This is a genomic window from [Clostridium] cellulosi, from assembly GCF_036762875.1.
GTDB lineage: Bacteria > Bacillota > Clostridia > Oscillospirales > Ethanoligenentaceae > Ruminiclostridium_D > Ruminiclostridium_D cellulosi.
In genome coordinates, this window is record NZ_JBAIZF010000030.1 from 1 (window position 1) to 13,679 (window position 13,679).

At 43.8% G+C, this 13,679-nt stretch carries 11 protein-coding genes; 10 read left to right on the forward strand and 1 reads right to left on the reverse strand.

Annotated elements, in window-relative coordinates; all coding sequences use genetic code 11:
* The first annotated feature begins 481 nt into the window (after positions 1–481).
* The 7 genes from dnaA (at position 482) to gyrA (ending at position 9,530) form a co-directional block, all read left to right on the forward strand.
* Positions 482–1,813, forward strand: a complete 1,332-nt coding sequence (gene dnaA, locus V6C21_RS09950; RefSeq protein ID WP_034838036.1) for a chromosomal replication initiator protein DnaA — start codon at positions 482–484, stop codon at positions 1,811–1,813.
* Between the two features lie 304 nt (positions 1,814–2,117).
* Positions 2,118–3,227 (forward strand): DNA polymerase III subunit beta, encoded by a 1,110-nt coding sequence (dnaN, locus tag V6C21_RS09955; protein ID WP_479268947.1) that lies wholly within the window; start codon positions 2,118–2,120, stop codon positions 3,225–3,227.
* Complete coding sequence (locus V6C21_RS09960) at positions 3,220–3,441, forward strand: RNA-binding S4 domain-containing protein (RefSeq protein ID WP_479268948.1); 222 nt, start codon at positions 3,220–3,222, stop codon at positions 3,439–3,441. Before dnaN ends, V6C21_RS09960 begins: the two co-directional genes overlap by 8 nt.
* Entirely contained in the window at positions 3,438–4,565 is a 1,128-nt protein-coding gene (recF, locus tag V6C21_RS09965) for a DNA replication/repair protein RecF (protein WP_479268949.1), read from the forward strand. The genes V6C21_RS09960 and recF overlap by 4 nt, the downstream gene beginning before the upstream one ends.
* 50 nt (positions 4,566–4,615) lie before the next feature.
* Entirely contained in the window at positions 4,616–4,921 is a 306-nt protein-coding gene (remB, locus tag V6C21_RS09970) for an extracellular matrix regulator RemB (RefSeq protein ID WP_034838049.1), read from the forward strand.
* Between the two features lie 150 nt (positions 4,922–5,071).
* Positions 5,072–6,991 (forward strand): DNA topoisomerase (ATP-hydrolyzing) subunit B, encoded by a 1,920-nt coding sequence (gene gyrB / locus V6C21_RS09975; RefSeq protein ID WP_479268979.1) that lies wholly within the window; start codon positions 5,072–5,074, stop codon positions 6,989–6,991.
* 22 nt (positions 6,992–7,013) lie between these two features.
* Positions 7,014–9,530 (forward strand): DNA gyrase subunit A, encoded by a 2,517-nt coding sequence (gene gyrA, locus V6C21_RS09980; protein WP_045085055.1) that lies wholly within the window; start codon positions 7,014–7,016, stop codon positions 9,528–9,530.
* Positions 9,531–9,723: 193 nt separating this feature from the next.
* On the opposite strand, the gene V6C21_RS09985 is transcribed toward gyrA, so the two are convergent.
* Complete coding sequence (locus V6C21_RS09985) at positions 9,724–10,260, reverse strand: stage V sporulation T C-terminal domain-containing protein (protein ID WP_479268950.1); 537 nt, start codon at positions 10,258–10,260, stop codon at positions 9,724–9,726.
* Positions 10,261–10,665: 405 nt separating this feature from the next.
* On the opposite strand from V6C21_RS09985, the gene V6C21_RS09990 reads away from it, so the two are divergent.
* From V6C21_RS09990 to dut, 3 genes are all read left to right on the forward strand, one after another.
* Positions 10,666–11,046 (forward strand): cell division protein ZapA, encoded by a 381-nt coding sequence (locus V6C21_RS09990; RefSeq protein WP_034838060.1) that lies wholly within the window; start codon positions 10,666–10,668, stop codon positions 11,044–11,046.
* Entirely contained in the window at positions 11,043–13,133 is a 2,091-nt protein-coding gene (locus tag V6C21_RS09995; RefSeq protein WP_479268951.1) for a U32 family peptidase, read from the forward strand. The genes V6C21_RS09990 and V6C21_RS09995 overlap by 4 nt, the downstream gene beginning before the upstream one ends.
* Before the next feature lie 67 nt (positions 13,134–13,200).
* The gene (gene dut, locus V6C21_RS10000) at positions 13,201–13,650 is read left to right on the forward strand and encodes a dUTP diphosphatase (protein ID WP_034838062.1); all 450 of its coding nucleotides are present in this window, start codon (positions 13,201–13,203) and stop codon (positions 13,648–13,650) included.
* Positions 13,651–13,679 lie beyond the last annotated feature (29 nt).

Sequence of the window (13,679 nt, forward strand, 5' to 3'; positions counted from 1 at the left end):
TCTTATTCATAGCGAATAGGAAACCTCCTTGCTTTGTTGGTGGGTTGCAGCTCAACTATAGCACAGGCTTTTCCTATTCGCTATCTTTTTTTATCCGCTAGTGTAACACATCTATTGTAATCCTACAATAAGAATAAACTATGCCTGTTGAATTCTGTTGATATAAAAATTTAATTGTGATATTATATTATTGTGTATCTAAGATACTGCCCTACTATGCTCAAATTATTTATTTTTCTCTTCACTTCATTAACATTTCGTACAATTAATTAAGCATTTAACTCAAAGTTATCTTTTTCTTCTGTTGAATCCTGCAGCCTAATATCCGGGTGCGGTGTTTTTTTTGACGAATTTTCTGTTTTTTTTATATCAACAAATATGTATTAACAGCATTTCCCCATGCTTTGAACAAGTTTTCAACATTTTCAACAGAGTTTTTAACAATGTATAAAACAAATTAAATGTTCGGAGGTTTAAGAGCATGCAGTCCTTTTCGGAAGTATGGTCGGGCGTTTGCAGTTATTGTTCAAAACTTATAAGCAATACTGCAATGAATACTTGGATAAATTCCATAGAACCGATGGAATTAAAAAATGACGAGGCTATATTATTTGTCCGTTCAGACTTTCAGCGGCAAATTATTATGAGCCGTTATTTGGATTATCTTAAAGACGGTTTTAAAGAGACTCTTGGTTTTCCTGTGAAAATAACCATTCTCACCGAAGAGGACAAGCCTGACGCTGTTAGTAAGCCCGGCCAGCCCAGCAGCAAAGATATTGAACAGACGTATGCAGATGCTGAGTATGAATATACCTTTGACACGTTCATAGTAGGCAGTTCCAATAAATTTGCTCATGCTGCGTCCCTTGCTGTTGCGTCAAACCCCGCCAAGGCCTATAACCCGCTGTTTATTTACGGCGGCTCAGGCCTGGGAAAAACCCACTTGCTCCACGCCATCCAGCATGAGATTAAAAAGAATCACCCTGAAATGAATATTGTTTATATTAAAGGCGAGGATTTTACAAACGAACTGGTTGAATCCATTCGTCAGAACAATCAGATGCAGTTTCGCAACAAATACCGCCAGTCCAGCGTGCTCCTTGTAGACGATATCCAGTTCGTAGCTGGTAAAGAGTCTACACAGGAGGAATTCTTCCATACCTTTAACTCACTTTATGAGGCCCACAAACAGATTGTACTTACCTCGGACCGTCCTCCAAAGGAAATTCAGACCCTCGAGGACAGACTGAGGACCCGCTTCGAATGGGGACTGCTTGCGGACGTTCAGCCGCCTGATTTTGAAACAAGGCTCGCCATTATAAAGCGTAAAGCGGAGCTTCTCGGCATAAAACTGCCGGACGAGGTATCTGAATTTATAGCCAACAGGCTCAAAAACAATATCCGCCAGCTCGAGGGCGCTGTCAAGAAAATTAAGGCCTATAACCTTTTAAACGGCCTTGCCCCCTCAGTGGCTACAGCTCAGGAGGCTATTAAAGACATCCTGAATGACAATCAGCCGGTTCCTGTAACGGTTCAGCGCATCATAGACGAGGTTGCGAGAACCTACAACGTATCTCCGGCCGACATCAGGGGCAAAATGCGCTCCGGCAATATCTCTTCGGCAAGGCAGATCGCTATGTACATAGTGCGTGAGATAACACAGCTTTCCACAACCAATATCGGCGATGAATTCGGTCACCGTGACCACGCAACTGTTGTTTACGCCATTCAGAAAGTTGAAAAAGATATGAAATCTAATGCCCGCCTTAAGGCTACAATTGAGGACATTATTAAAAATATTCAAGCTAGTTAAGACTTTTCAACAACACACCTTTTAACATTCTTAACAACCCACCTTTCTCAAAATTTTCATTTCAACAGATTTATTTACTTTTTATCAACTTCAACTTAACACTTTTTAACTTTGTCAACAGCCAGTGTGAATCCTTTGTCAATAACTTTTATAGATTTGACACCCTCTCAACACATAAAAAACACCTTCAAAGCATTGAAGCAAAACGGTTTTTCATCACTCTTTCAACAAATCAACAGCCTCTATAACTACTACTTTTTAATATTTTTATTTCTTTTTCTTTATAGAAAGGACGTGTAATTAGATGAAATTCTCATGCGGCAAAAAGAACTTTTCGGACGCTGTCAGTGTTATACAAAGGGCAGTCTCCACTAAAACGACAATACCTGCTCTTGAAGGTATTCTTATCAAAGCCGCCGACAATAAGATAACCCTCACGTCCAACGACCTTGAAATCGGAATGACGACAACCCTTGACGCTAATGTTACTGAACCAGGCAATGTCGTTCTGAACGCAAAGCTGTTTTCAGAAATACTCAGAAAACTTCCCACCGATTATGTTGACATATCGGTTGACGATAAACTTCTCACAACTGTGACAAGCGGTGCTTCTGAATTTACTATTCTTGGAATTCCAGCGAGTGAATTCCCGGAAACACCTGTTCTCACTGAATGTGAAAAATTTTCCATGCCTCAAAACATCCTGTCCAGCATGATAAGGCAAACCATTTTCTGCATTTCAACGGATGATACAAAGCCTGTTCATACCGGCTCACTCTTTGAGCTTTCAGAAAACCAAATAAGAATTGTTTCAGTCGATGGTTTCCGCCTCGCCGTAAGGACGGAAAAAATAAACAATTCATTGACGGCAAAATTCGTAGTCCCGGGCAAAACGTTGTCCGAGATCCTAAAAATGCTGTCTCCTGAAAGCGATGAAAACATAAACATGTGCATCGGCCGCAAACATATTCTTTTTGAAATAAATGGTTACACTATCATTTCAAGGCTTCTCGAAGGGGAGTTTCTGGATTACCGCAGCGTTATTGTCAACGCTTCTTCCACTGAAATCAGAATAAATGTCCGCAATTTTACAGATAGTATAGAAAGAGCCTCTCTTCTTATTTCCGACAGGCTCAAATCACCTGTACGCTGCGTTTTTGACAAAGACATCATCAAGGTTACATGCTCTACCCCGTCGGGCAAGGTTTATGACGAAATACCCGCTACCCTTACGGGAGACACTGTGGAAATGGGCTTTAACAACCGCTATCTGCTTGACGCGCTCAAAGCTGCTGAGTGCGACGAAATAAGGGTATTTTTGAATGGCCCTCTTTCCCCGATGCGTATTTATCCAATAGACGGGGAGAATTTCATCTTTCTCGTCCTGCCAGTGAGGTTAAAAACTGATGCCTGAAACTAAAAAAATAAAAATAAATACTGAGTATATAAAGCTTGACCAGCTGCTGAAATTTGCAGGTTTGACAATGACGGGCGGCGAGGCAAAAACGGCCGTTGCGTCCGGCAGTGTTATGGTCAATGGCGCACCATGCCTTTTGCGAGGCAAAAAAATCAGGGCCGGCGATACTGTAAGCTATAACGGTTTGGTTATCGAGGTTATTTCTCAATGATAGTAAAACGCCTTACCTGCTCAAACTTCAGGAATTTCAAGACTTTAAACTTTGAGCCGCATGACGGTGTCAATGTGCTTTACGGCGATAATGCACAAGGCAAAACAAATCTTATTGAAGCCATCTGGCTTTTCACCGGCGCCAGGAGCTTTCGGGGCTCCAAAGACACCGAGTTTATCAGGTTTGGCGAAAAACTTACCTCCATTTCCCTCGATTTTTTCGCCCGCAATCTTGAAATCACTGCGTCTGCCACACTAACCGCCGATGCAAAACAGTTTATGCTTAACGGAATTAAGATGCAGGGTTTTTCCTCTTTTTCAGGCCAGTTCTGTGCAGTTGTATTTTCACCGGACCACCTCGTTCTTTTGAAATCCGGCCCTCAGCACAGAAGGAAATTCATCGACTGCGCTATTACAGAAATCTGGCCGCGGCATGCAGCGGTTTTGAATGAATATAAAAACCTCTTAAAACAGCGCAATGCGCTTTTAAAAGATATACCCGCCCACAGCGAGCTTCTGGATACCCTGCCAGTCTGGGACTCAAGACTCGCTTCCGCCGGCGCGGCGATAGTTTTTGCAAGGCTGCGCTATCTTTTACGCCTGAAAGACAAAGCCTCGGCTGTCTACCAAGGCATTGCTTCAAAAACCGATGAAAAGCTGGAACTTGACTATGAATCGCCGAGCAATTCATACCCGACGGATGTTTCAGACCAAAAAGACGCGTTGGCAAAAATCCGGGCTTCCCTTGAAATGGCATTGAAAAACGGGCTCTCAGGCGATTTAGAGGCGGGGCTTACCCGTATAGGTCCCCATAGGGATGACATAAAAATCAGCATAGGCGGCGTCGACTCGCGCCTTTACAGCTCTCAGGGCCAGCAGCGCTCTGCCGTATTGGCGCTGAAGTTGGCAGAAGCAGCAGTTTTGAAAGAAACGATCGGTGAACCTCCGGTACTGCTGTTGGACGACGTCATGTCGGAGCTTGACCGGAACCGCCAGAATTACATACTCAACAACATCGGCGGTTTTCAGGTTTTTATAACCTGCTGTGACCCGTCAGGGCTTGAAGCATTAAGCGGAGGCGCTTCTTTTGAGGTAAAAAACGGCGTGGTTGAAAGGCGAAAATAGATTTAATCCGCGCGTTCAAATAATGTGAAACAATTGCTTTGGAGGTATTCATGTATCTGCATATCGGAAACGACGTAATAGTTAGGTTTGAAGACATAATAGGTATTTTCGATATTGAAACTGCAAGTACTTCAAAGCTTGCAAAAGAGTACCTAAAACCGTCGCCCAACAAGGAAATAATAAGCGTTTCTGACGAACTTCCGAAGTCATTTATAGTTTGCCGCAAAAGATTAAAAAGAAACAAATACGACAAAAATACAATTGTTTATATATCCCAAATATCCTCGTCAACACTTAAAAAAAGGCTTGAAACGGCATCTTCATCGGACCTTTTATCTAAGGAACTACTGATTTAGTGGCTTTTTCCAGATTTATTGGTGAAAAAAGTTCAAAACAATATTCGGTCTAACCGAGGATATTTGTTTTTAATAAATGGCACTAAAGCTGACAAACTCCGGAGGGGAAAAATGGATAAATATAAAGAACAAATTGCACAGGCAGAAGGAATGGAATCGAGCATGACCGACGCTGACTATAACGCCAGCCAGATACAAGTCCTTGAAGGCCTTGAGGCGGTAAGAAAGCGTCCGGGCATGTATATCGGCTCGACAAGTTCCCACGGACTGCATCACCTGGTATATGAAATTGTTGACAACTCAATAGACGAGGCTCTTGCCGGCTACTGTAAACATATCCTGGTCGAGATACTTCCTGACAATATCATACGGGTTACGGACGACGGCCGCGGTATTCCGGTAGATATACATCCAAAAATGGGAATCCCGGCGGTAACTGTTGTATTCACAATCCTTCACGCCGGCGGTAAATTCGGCGGCGGCGGATACAAGGTTTCCGGCGGCCTTCATGGCGTCGGTGCCTCAGTTGTAAATGCGCTGTCCGAATGGCTGGAGGTTGAGGTATTTTCCGACGGAAAGATTTATACCCAGCGCTATGAACGCGGCAAAGCCGTAACTGATCTTACTATAAAAGGCGAAACCGATAAAACAGGCACAAGGGTAACCTTTAAACCGGACGCCGAAATCTTTGAGGATACAGTATTTGACTACGATATATTGCTTTCCAGATTGCGCGAACAAGCATTTTTGAACGCCGGACTTCACATAACCCTTGAGGACCATAGAGAAGAAAACGTCCGCCGCGAAGTAATGGTGTATGAGGGCGGAATCCGCCATTTTGTAGAGTATATTCACAAAAGGCGCGCTCTTGAAGTAATTCACCCGGAGGTTATTTATTTTTCTGGCTCTGACGGCGATACTTTCGCGGAAGTCGCCATGCAGTATAACGACAGCTATAACGAATCAATCTATTCGTTTGCCAACAACATTCATACTAACGACGGCGGAACCCATGAAACTGGATTTAAAACGGCGCTGACCCGCGTATTCAACGATTATGGCAAAAAAGCAGGATTAATAAAAGATGACGACAAGAAGCTGACCGGTGACGATGTCAGGGAAGGTCTTACTGCAATTATCAGCGTTAAGCTCCGTGAAGCCCAGTTTGAAGGCCAGACAAAAGCGAAGCTCGGCAACTCCGAGGTCAGAAGCCTCATGGACAGCATGGTTTATGACAAACTGATGACTTTCTTTGAGGAAAATCCTTCTGTCGCAAGGGCTATCTTTGATAAAGCAATGACTGCGGCAAGGGCAAGAGAAGCTGCCCGCCGCGCAAGAGACCTTACGAGAAGAAAATCAGCTCTCGAATCGGCCTCGCTTCCGGGCAAGCTCGCCGACTGCACTGACCGAGACCCAGCCAATACAGAAATCTATATTGTCGAGGGTGACTCCGCAGGAGGCTCAGCGAAAGGCGGCAGAGACAGGCGTTTCCAGGCTATACTGCCGCTGTGGGGCAAGATGCTGAATGTTGAAAAGGCAAGGCTCGACAAGGTATACACCAACGAAAAGCTGATGCCGGTCGTCACCGCGCTCGGTACAGGGCTGGGTGAGGATTTCGATATAACAAAACTCCGTTACGGCAAGGTTATTATCATGGCCGATGCCGATGTTGACGGTTCACATATACGTACGCTTATGCTTACATTCTTTTTCCGCTTTATGCGCCCGCTGATTGAGAATGGACATATCTATATAGCTCAGCCGCCTCTCTATAAGCTGACCAAAGGCAAGGAAGTGCGCTATGCCTTTTCCGATGCAGAGAGGGACAAATACATCGCGGAGCTTGGCGGAAACGCTGAGATACAGCGCTATAAAGGTCTTGGCGAGATGGACCCAGAGCAGCTTTGGGAGACAACAATGAATCCGAAGAACCGCACAATCCTTAGGGTTGAAATGGAAGACGCCGCGGCGGCGGATGAGATTTTCACTATACTTATGGGCGATAAGGTCGAACCAAGGCGTGAATTTATTGAGAAAAATGCAAAGTACGTTCAGAACCTTGATATATAAGCCAGAAAAGGAGTACCGCTAAATGGATTTTGACGGACAAAAGCTTATACCGGTTGACATTGAAAAAGAAATGAAAAAATCATTTCTTGACTATTCAATGTCAGTTATTGCGTCAAGGGCGCTTCCTGACGTACGCGATGGATTAAAACCGGTTCATAGGCGTATTCTCTATACAATGTTCGAGGATAACCTCATGCCGGACAAGCCGTATCGCAAATGCGCAACGGCGGTCGGCGACGTGCTCGGCCGATATCATCCTCACGGCGACGCGTCGGTTTATGACGCTCTCGTGCGTCTGGCTCAGGATTTTTCGCTGCGCTATCCGCTTGTTGACGGTCATGGAAACTTCGGTTCGATCGATGGCGACCCTCCTGCCGCCTACCGATATACCGAAGCGCGTATGTCGAAAATTTCTCTGGAAATGCTCTCAGACATAGACAAAGAGACTGTCGACTTTGTGCCAAACTTTGACGACAGGCTCAAGGAGCCTTCAGTTCTTCCCTCCCGTTTTCCGAACCTGCTTGTCAACGGAAGCTCCGGTATAGCCGTCGGCATGGCGACAAATATCCCGCCGCATAACCTCACTGAAGTAATAAACGGCATGCTGCTGCTTATTGACAACCCAGACGCGACGCTTGATGAGCTGATGGGCTGCATCAAGGGCCCGGATTTCCCGACGGGCGGCATTATAATGGGACGTGCCGGCATCCGCGAAGCCTATGCAAAGGGGCGTGGAAGGCTTACGCTCCGCGCAAAGGCGGAAATTGAAGAAGAAAAGAACGGCCGTTTCCGCATTGTTGTCACTGAGATTCCATACATGGTCAACAAGTCCCGCCTGCTGGAGGGCATTGCTAACCTTCACAAGGAAAAGCGTATAGACGGCATATCCGACCTGCGTGATGAGTCCGACCGCGACGGTCTTAGAATCGTTATTGAACTCAAGCGCGACGCAAACCCGCAGGTTATATTGAATCAGCTTTATAGCTACAGCCAGCTTCAGGAGACTGTTCCTGTAATAATGCTCTGTCTTGTAAACGGCGTGCCGAAATACCTGCCGCTTAAAGATATGCTTCAGGAGTATATCCGTTTCCAGGAGCAGGTTGTGGCAAGGCGTACCAAGTATGACCTCAAAAAAGCTGAAGAGCGGGCACATATCTTAGAAGGATTAAAAATTGCGCTTGATTTTATCGATGAGGTCATAGATATACTCCGCAAGTCAAAGTCTATATCTGAAGGCAAAACAGCTCTTCAAGAGAGGTTCGGTCTTGATGATGTGCAGGCTCAGGCTATTGTGCAGATGAGACTCGGACAATTGACAGGACTTGAGCGTGACAAAATCGAGAAAGAACTGGCGGACCTGCTCGAAAAGATCAAAGAATACAAGGCTATCCTCGCGGATGAGGGCAAGATTCTTGCCATCGTCAAGGAAGAAGCTATTAAGATCCGCGATAAATACGGCGACGAGCGCAGGACGCAGATTGAATCAATCAGCGGCGAAGTTGACGTCGAGGATTTGATACCTGTTGAAGACTGCGTAATGACGCTTACCCATTTTGGTTATATCAAACGCCAGCCATCGTCCACATATCACAGCCAGAGGCGTGGCGGCCGAGGCGTATCCAGCCTTACACGCCGTGAGGAAGATTTTGTCGAAGAACTATTTGTGTGTTCGACTCACGATTATGTTTTGTTCTTCACAAACCTCGGACGTGTCTATCGCCTCAAAGGGTATGAAGTGCCAGAAGGTTCCCGCAACTCTAAAGGCGTCAATATAGTTAACATCCTGCCGATTGCGCAGAATGAAAAGATAACCGAAATGATAAAGGTACCTAAGTTTGAAGACAACAAGTACCTTGTCATGGTTACTAAATCAGGCATAATAAAGCGCACTCCGCTGGAAGAATACCATACCGCGCGCAAAGGCGGCATAATCGGTATTCTGCTGGCCGAAGGCGATGAGCTTGTAAGAGTAAGGCTGACGGACGGCAACTCTGAGCTTATCGTCGGTACGCGCCTCGGCAACGCTATCCGCTTTAAAGAAACCGACGCAAGGGCAATGGGCAGGGCGTCTCACGGTGTCCGCGCGATAAAACTCGAGCCGGGCGATGAAGTAGTGGGTATGTCGATCGTAAGAGAAGGCGCGACATTGCTTTCCGTCACCGAAAACGGATTTGGCAAACGCGTCAACCTTGATGAATACCACACCCAGTCCCGCGCCGGGAAGGGCCTTACCAGCTACAACATCAATGAGAAGACTGGAGCTGTAGCGGGCATTAAGATAGTGGATGAGACAGACGACGCCATGCTGATTTCCTCTGACGGCGTAATAATCCGCATAAATGTTTCCGAAATCCCAATCTATTCGCGTTATGCTCAGGGCGTCCACTTAATGCGCATCAATGAAGGCACGCATGTTGTAACTGTGGCACGTTCCCCGCATGAAGAAGCCAATCAGAATAACGATGAGGACACCGGTGAAGAAGCTGAAGACACGGAGTCAGAGGAAACTTCTGAACAAATTACAGAAGAAAATCAATAAGCAAATAGCCGAAAATAGTACCCCGGGACAATCATTGTCCCGGGGTATAGTTTTTAACAGCAAAAATCAAAAAAATTTTAAAAAACCCTTTTATTTGTATGTAATCTGTGATATAATAACAGGCGTCTTCGTTTTGGAAAAATTTTTCTTAATCAAAACCGGCCGTATATGGAACCGGCCGGCATAATTTTGATTATTCTTCCATTTGTTTAGCAAGGAAAGACGCGGCAGCTGAGGCGAGTTTAATTTCAGTCTCGCTTGGTATTGTGACGTTTTCGCCTTGTAGGAGTACAACTGCGCCCGCAAGGTCTCCGGCGGCGAGTATTGGTATTGCTAAAGAAACCGGTTTATCAATGCCTTCTGCAGCAATAATTTTATTTTTCCCGTCGTAGACATATGGTTTTCGCTGTTCAAGTATCTTTTCAAGTTCATCAGATATACGGTGTTCGACAGATTCTTTTCGAGAGATTCCGGCAGAAGATACAATCACATCGCGGTCGGAAATGAGCACTGGGCAGTTCGACGTCTTTGAAAGTACCTCCGCATATTGGTTTGCAAAATGAGAAAGCTCACCTACAGGTGAATATTTTTTAAATATGACTTCTCCGTCGTTATCCGTATATATTTCAAGCGGGTCACCCTCTCTGATACGCATGGTTCTGCGTATCTCCTTCGGAATGACAACACGTCCCAAATCATCTATCCTTCTTACTATACCAGTTGCTTTCAAATTATCTAACCTCCTTTCGAATTTACAATCATATTATCTGCCTTATTGAGTGCTTTATACCTTAATAACCAGATATTAATTACAGTGTTCATAAAAATATATATTTTTTTGCGAAAAAAGTTATAAATTGGCGGTATAATTATGTCGTTTTAATGTGCAAATTGACGTATTTTATAATAAATACGGCTAAAACACTTCATTTTTTGAAAGAATTTATTATAATTAATAGTAATTGTAATTATTCTTTTGGTCAAATATTATAACTCGCAATTATGGAATAATAAACTATATTGTTGAATTATTTCAAATAAAACGTCTTTATGTCTGTCAATCTGCCATATGTCGGAGAAAAAAAACAGATATTAAAAAAACGGCTATTTAAAGTTTCAAAAGGGAGGAAAGTCTGTGGGAGCAAAAAACAGGGTTAAATTAAAAATTGCAGACTGTGAGATACTTATTGCTTCCGAAGACAGCGAAGAGTATATTCGTCAGACCGGAAACCGGGTGGACGAATATATAAGAAAAGCGATGGACAGCTCTCCTACTATGTCGACGACGCTTGCGTCAATCTTTGCAGCACTTGAATTCTGTGATGAGGCAACCAAGGAAAAAGAGGCGGCCGATAATCTCAGGGGGCAGATCAAAGAAGCTCTTGACGAGGTTTCAAGATTGCGCAAAGAACTTGATGAAGTAAGAAGAAGTGAAGAGGAAGCCAGAAAAGAACTCAAAGCCCTAAAAACAATGAATGGACTCAAGGCACTTCAGGAGCAAATAAAAAACAAATGAATAGTAAAATTGAGGTTTTATCGCCAGCCGGCTCATGGGATTCTTTAAAGGCGGCCGCAGCGGCTGGGGCAGATGCGGTTTATTTCAGCGGTTCAAGTTTCAATGCAAGGAGAAATGCAGAGAATTTTAAGGATGAGGACATAAAAAACGTAGTTTCATATTGTCACGCGAGGGGTATAAAAGCCTATTTTGCGCTGAATACAATAGTATTTGACTATGAAATCAAAGAAGCCCTAAAACTCGCATCTAATGTATGTGCGTCAGGAATAGACGCTTTAATTTTGCAGGATGTGGGACTTGCATCACTGATACACCGCGCGGCACCGGAAGTCAAACTGCATGCTTCCACTCAGATGTCAGTGCATAATATTTCAGGAATAAACCAGTTGGCAGAGATGGGATTTTCCAGAGTCGTGCTTGCGAGAGAGCTTTCAAGCCATGAAATAGCTCGGATTGCAAAGTCCTCCCCGATAGAGCTTGAAGTGTTTGTTCATGGTGCACATTGTATGAGTGTATCAGGACAATGTTACATGAGTGCCTTCTTTGGAGGCAGTCGCAGCGGAAACCGCGGATTGTGCGCACAGCCGTGCAGACTGCCGTTTTCTGTGGGAAGCGCAAAAAATGTTCTTTCGCTAAAGGATTTGTCAATTATAAATAATATCCCAGAGCTTGCAGAGCTGGGCGTAGTATCAGCTAAGATAGAGGGGCGAATGAAAAGCCCCGAATATGTTTACGCCGCCACATCATGCTGCAGAAAGGCAGCAGACGGCGAGAAGATTTCAGGTGAGGATTTAGACAGATTAAAGGTGGCGTTTTCAAGAAGTGGATTTACCTCAGGCTATTTTGATTCGAAAATTGACAAGGATATGTTCGGTGTCAGACAATATGAAGATTATAAAATGGCGATTCCCCAACTAAAGCGGTTTTGTAAATTGTTTGAGGGTGTAGAGAGACAGAAAATAATAGTAGATTTCTACCTTAACATAGATAAAAGCAGCGTGAGCCTTAAGGCTCGCGACTGCGATATGAATACTGCAGAGGTTAAAGGTTCACCGCCTGAAAAAGCACAAAAACACGAGATTGAATGGAAAACGGCTCGGGACAAGTTATTAAAAACAGGAGGCACGCCTTTTAAAGCAGCCGATATCAAGATTTCAATTGAGCCGGGTCTTTCCGTTCCAGTTTCTGAAATCAACAAGCTAAGAAGGGAGGTACTGTGCCAAATCTACGAAAAAAGAAGTGCAATCAGACCAATCCCATTTGACGAATCCGTTATAGAGACATTTAACTCAGGATTTTCAACAAAAAAGAGAAAAGATGTTAAAAAATTAAGGCTTAGGTTCCGCAGCATAGAGCAGATTCCAAATGATTTAGATTTAGACGGTATTGATATGATCATTATGCCGATTTTCGGTACTTTGACTGACAAAGCCGCGGAACTTATAAAAAAAGGCGTGAGAATAGCCGCTGAAATTCCAAGGACAATATTCTCCGACGAAAAGCATACGGCAGAAAAGCTCTCTTTAGCGAGAGAATTGGGGGTAAATGATGCCGTCTGCGGCAACTTAGGCGCAGTATATCTTGCAAAACAACTTGGTTTTAATGTTCATGGCGATTTTGGACTTAATATTTCAAATAGTGCTGCAATCAATACTTTTTCAGAAATCGGTGTCAGTTCAAGTGTCTTGTCCTTTGAAACGCCAATTAAAAGTATTATCGACATATCAAAACGAGCTCAAATTCCATGGGGGCTTATCATTTACGGCAGGCTGCCGCTTATGCTGGTAAGGAACTGTCCGGTAAGGTCTTTCAGAGGCTGTTCAAAAGGAAAATGTTCGATAAAGGACAGGACAAAGACTGAATTTCCTTTAGTTTGTGACAACGGGGTTTCAGAAATATTAAATTCGCGTCCGTTATGGCTCCTCGATAAGAAAAGCGAGTTTGACAAGATAGGCATGGATTTTTTCGAGTTGTATTTTACGATTGAAAACCGAAATCAAGTAAAAAATATTATCGAGAGCTGTAAAAAGGGACTTGCACCAGATGGAGAGTTCACAAGAGGGTTGTATTTTCACAAAGGTATTTAACGCGGTAATTGACATAAAACCGCGATTTAAAGACAAAATATAGATTAATTAATTTTGGGGACAAGCTATGAAGATCAAATTAATCGAGGTAAACCATCCGGGTGTTACAATAAAACATCCGACGAAAGCAACTGAAGGTTCGGCAGGCCTTGACCTTTACGCTGCGATTCCTGAAAAAGTTACAATAGAGCCCGGTGGTCTTGTATCCATACCAACTGGTATTTCAGTTGAATTTCCCGGACCACAGTACGCTGGATTTTTGTTTGCTAGAAGCGGGCTTGCTACAAAACATGGCATAACATTATCAAACAGCGTAGGTGTGATTGACAGTGATTATACCGGGGAAATAATAGTCGGCCTCTGCAACCTTTCAAAGACTCCCTATGTATTGGAGCCAGGAGAAAGATTTGCGCAGTTGGTCATTATGCAATTACCTTCGTTAGAAATTGAGTGGGGCGAAAAAACAAAAAAAACAGCCCGCAGCGATGCGGGATTTGGCTCCACAGGCAGATTTTAATATATTATTTTTAATTTTTTTTAATGGAG

Excerpts from the sequence above, each read along its gene's own strand:
- dnaA (WP_034838036.1), top strand. The coding sequence starts at position 482 with ATGCAGTCCTTTTCGGAAGTATGGTCGGGCGTTTGCAGTTATTGTTCA.
- dnaN (WP_479268947.1), top strand. The coding sequence starts at position 2,118 with ATGAAATTCTCATGCGGCAAAAAGAACTTTTCGGACGCTGTCAGTGTT.
- V6C21_RS09960 (WP_479268948.1), top strand. The coding sequence starts at position 3,220 with ATGCCTGAAACTAAAAAAATAAAAATAAATACTGAGTATATAAAGCTT.
- recF (WP_479268949.1), top strand. The coding sequence starts at position 3,438 with ATGATAGTAAAACGCCTTACCTGCTCAAACTTCAGGAATTTCAAGACT.
- remB (WP_034838049.1), top strand. The coding sequence starts at position 4,616 with ATGTATCTGCATATCGGAAACGACGTAATAGTTAGGTTTGAAGACATA.
- gyrB (WP_479268979.1), top strand. The coding sequence starts at position 5,072 with ATGGAATCGAGCATGACCGACGCTGACTATAACGCCAGCCAGATACAA.
- gyrA (WP_045085055.1), top strand. The coding sequence starts at position 7,014 with ATGGATTTTGACGGACAAAAGCTTATACCGGTTGACATTGAAAAAGAA.
- V6C21_RS09995 (WP_479268951.1), top strand. The coding sequence starts at position 11,043 with ATGAATAGTAAAATTGAGGTTTTATCGCCAGCCGGCTCATGGGATTCT.
- dut (WP_034838062.1), top strand. The coding sequence starts at position 13,201 with ATGAAGATCAAATTAATCGAGGTAAACCATCCGGGTGTTACAATAAAA.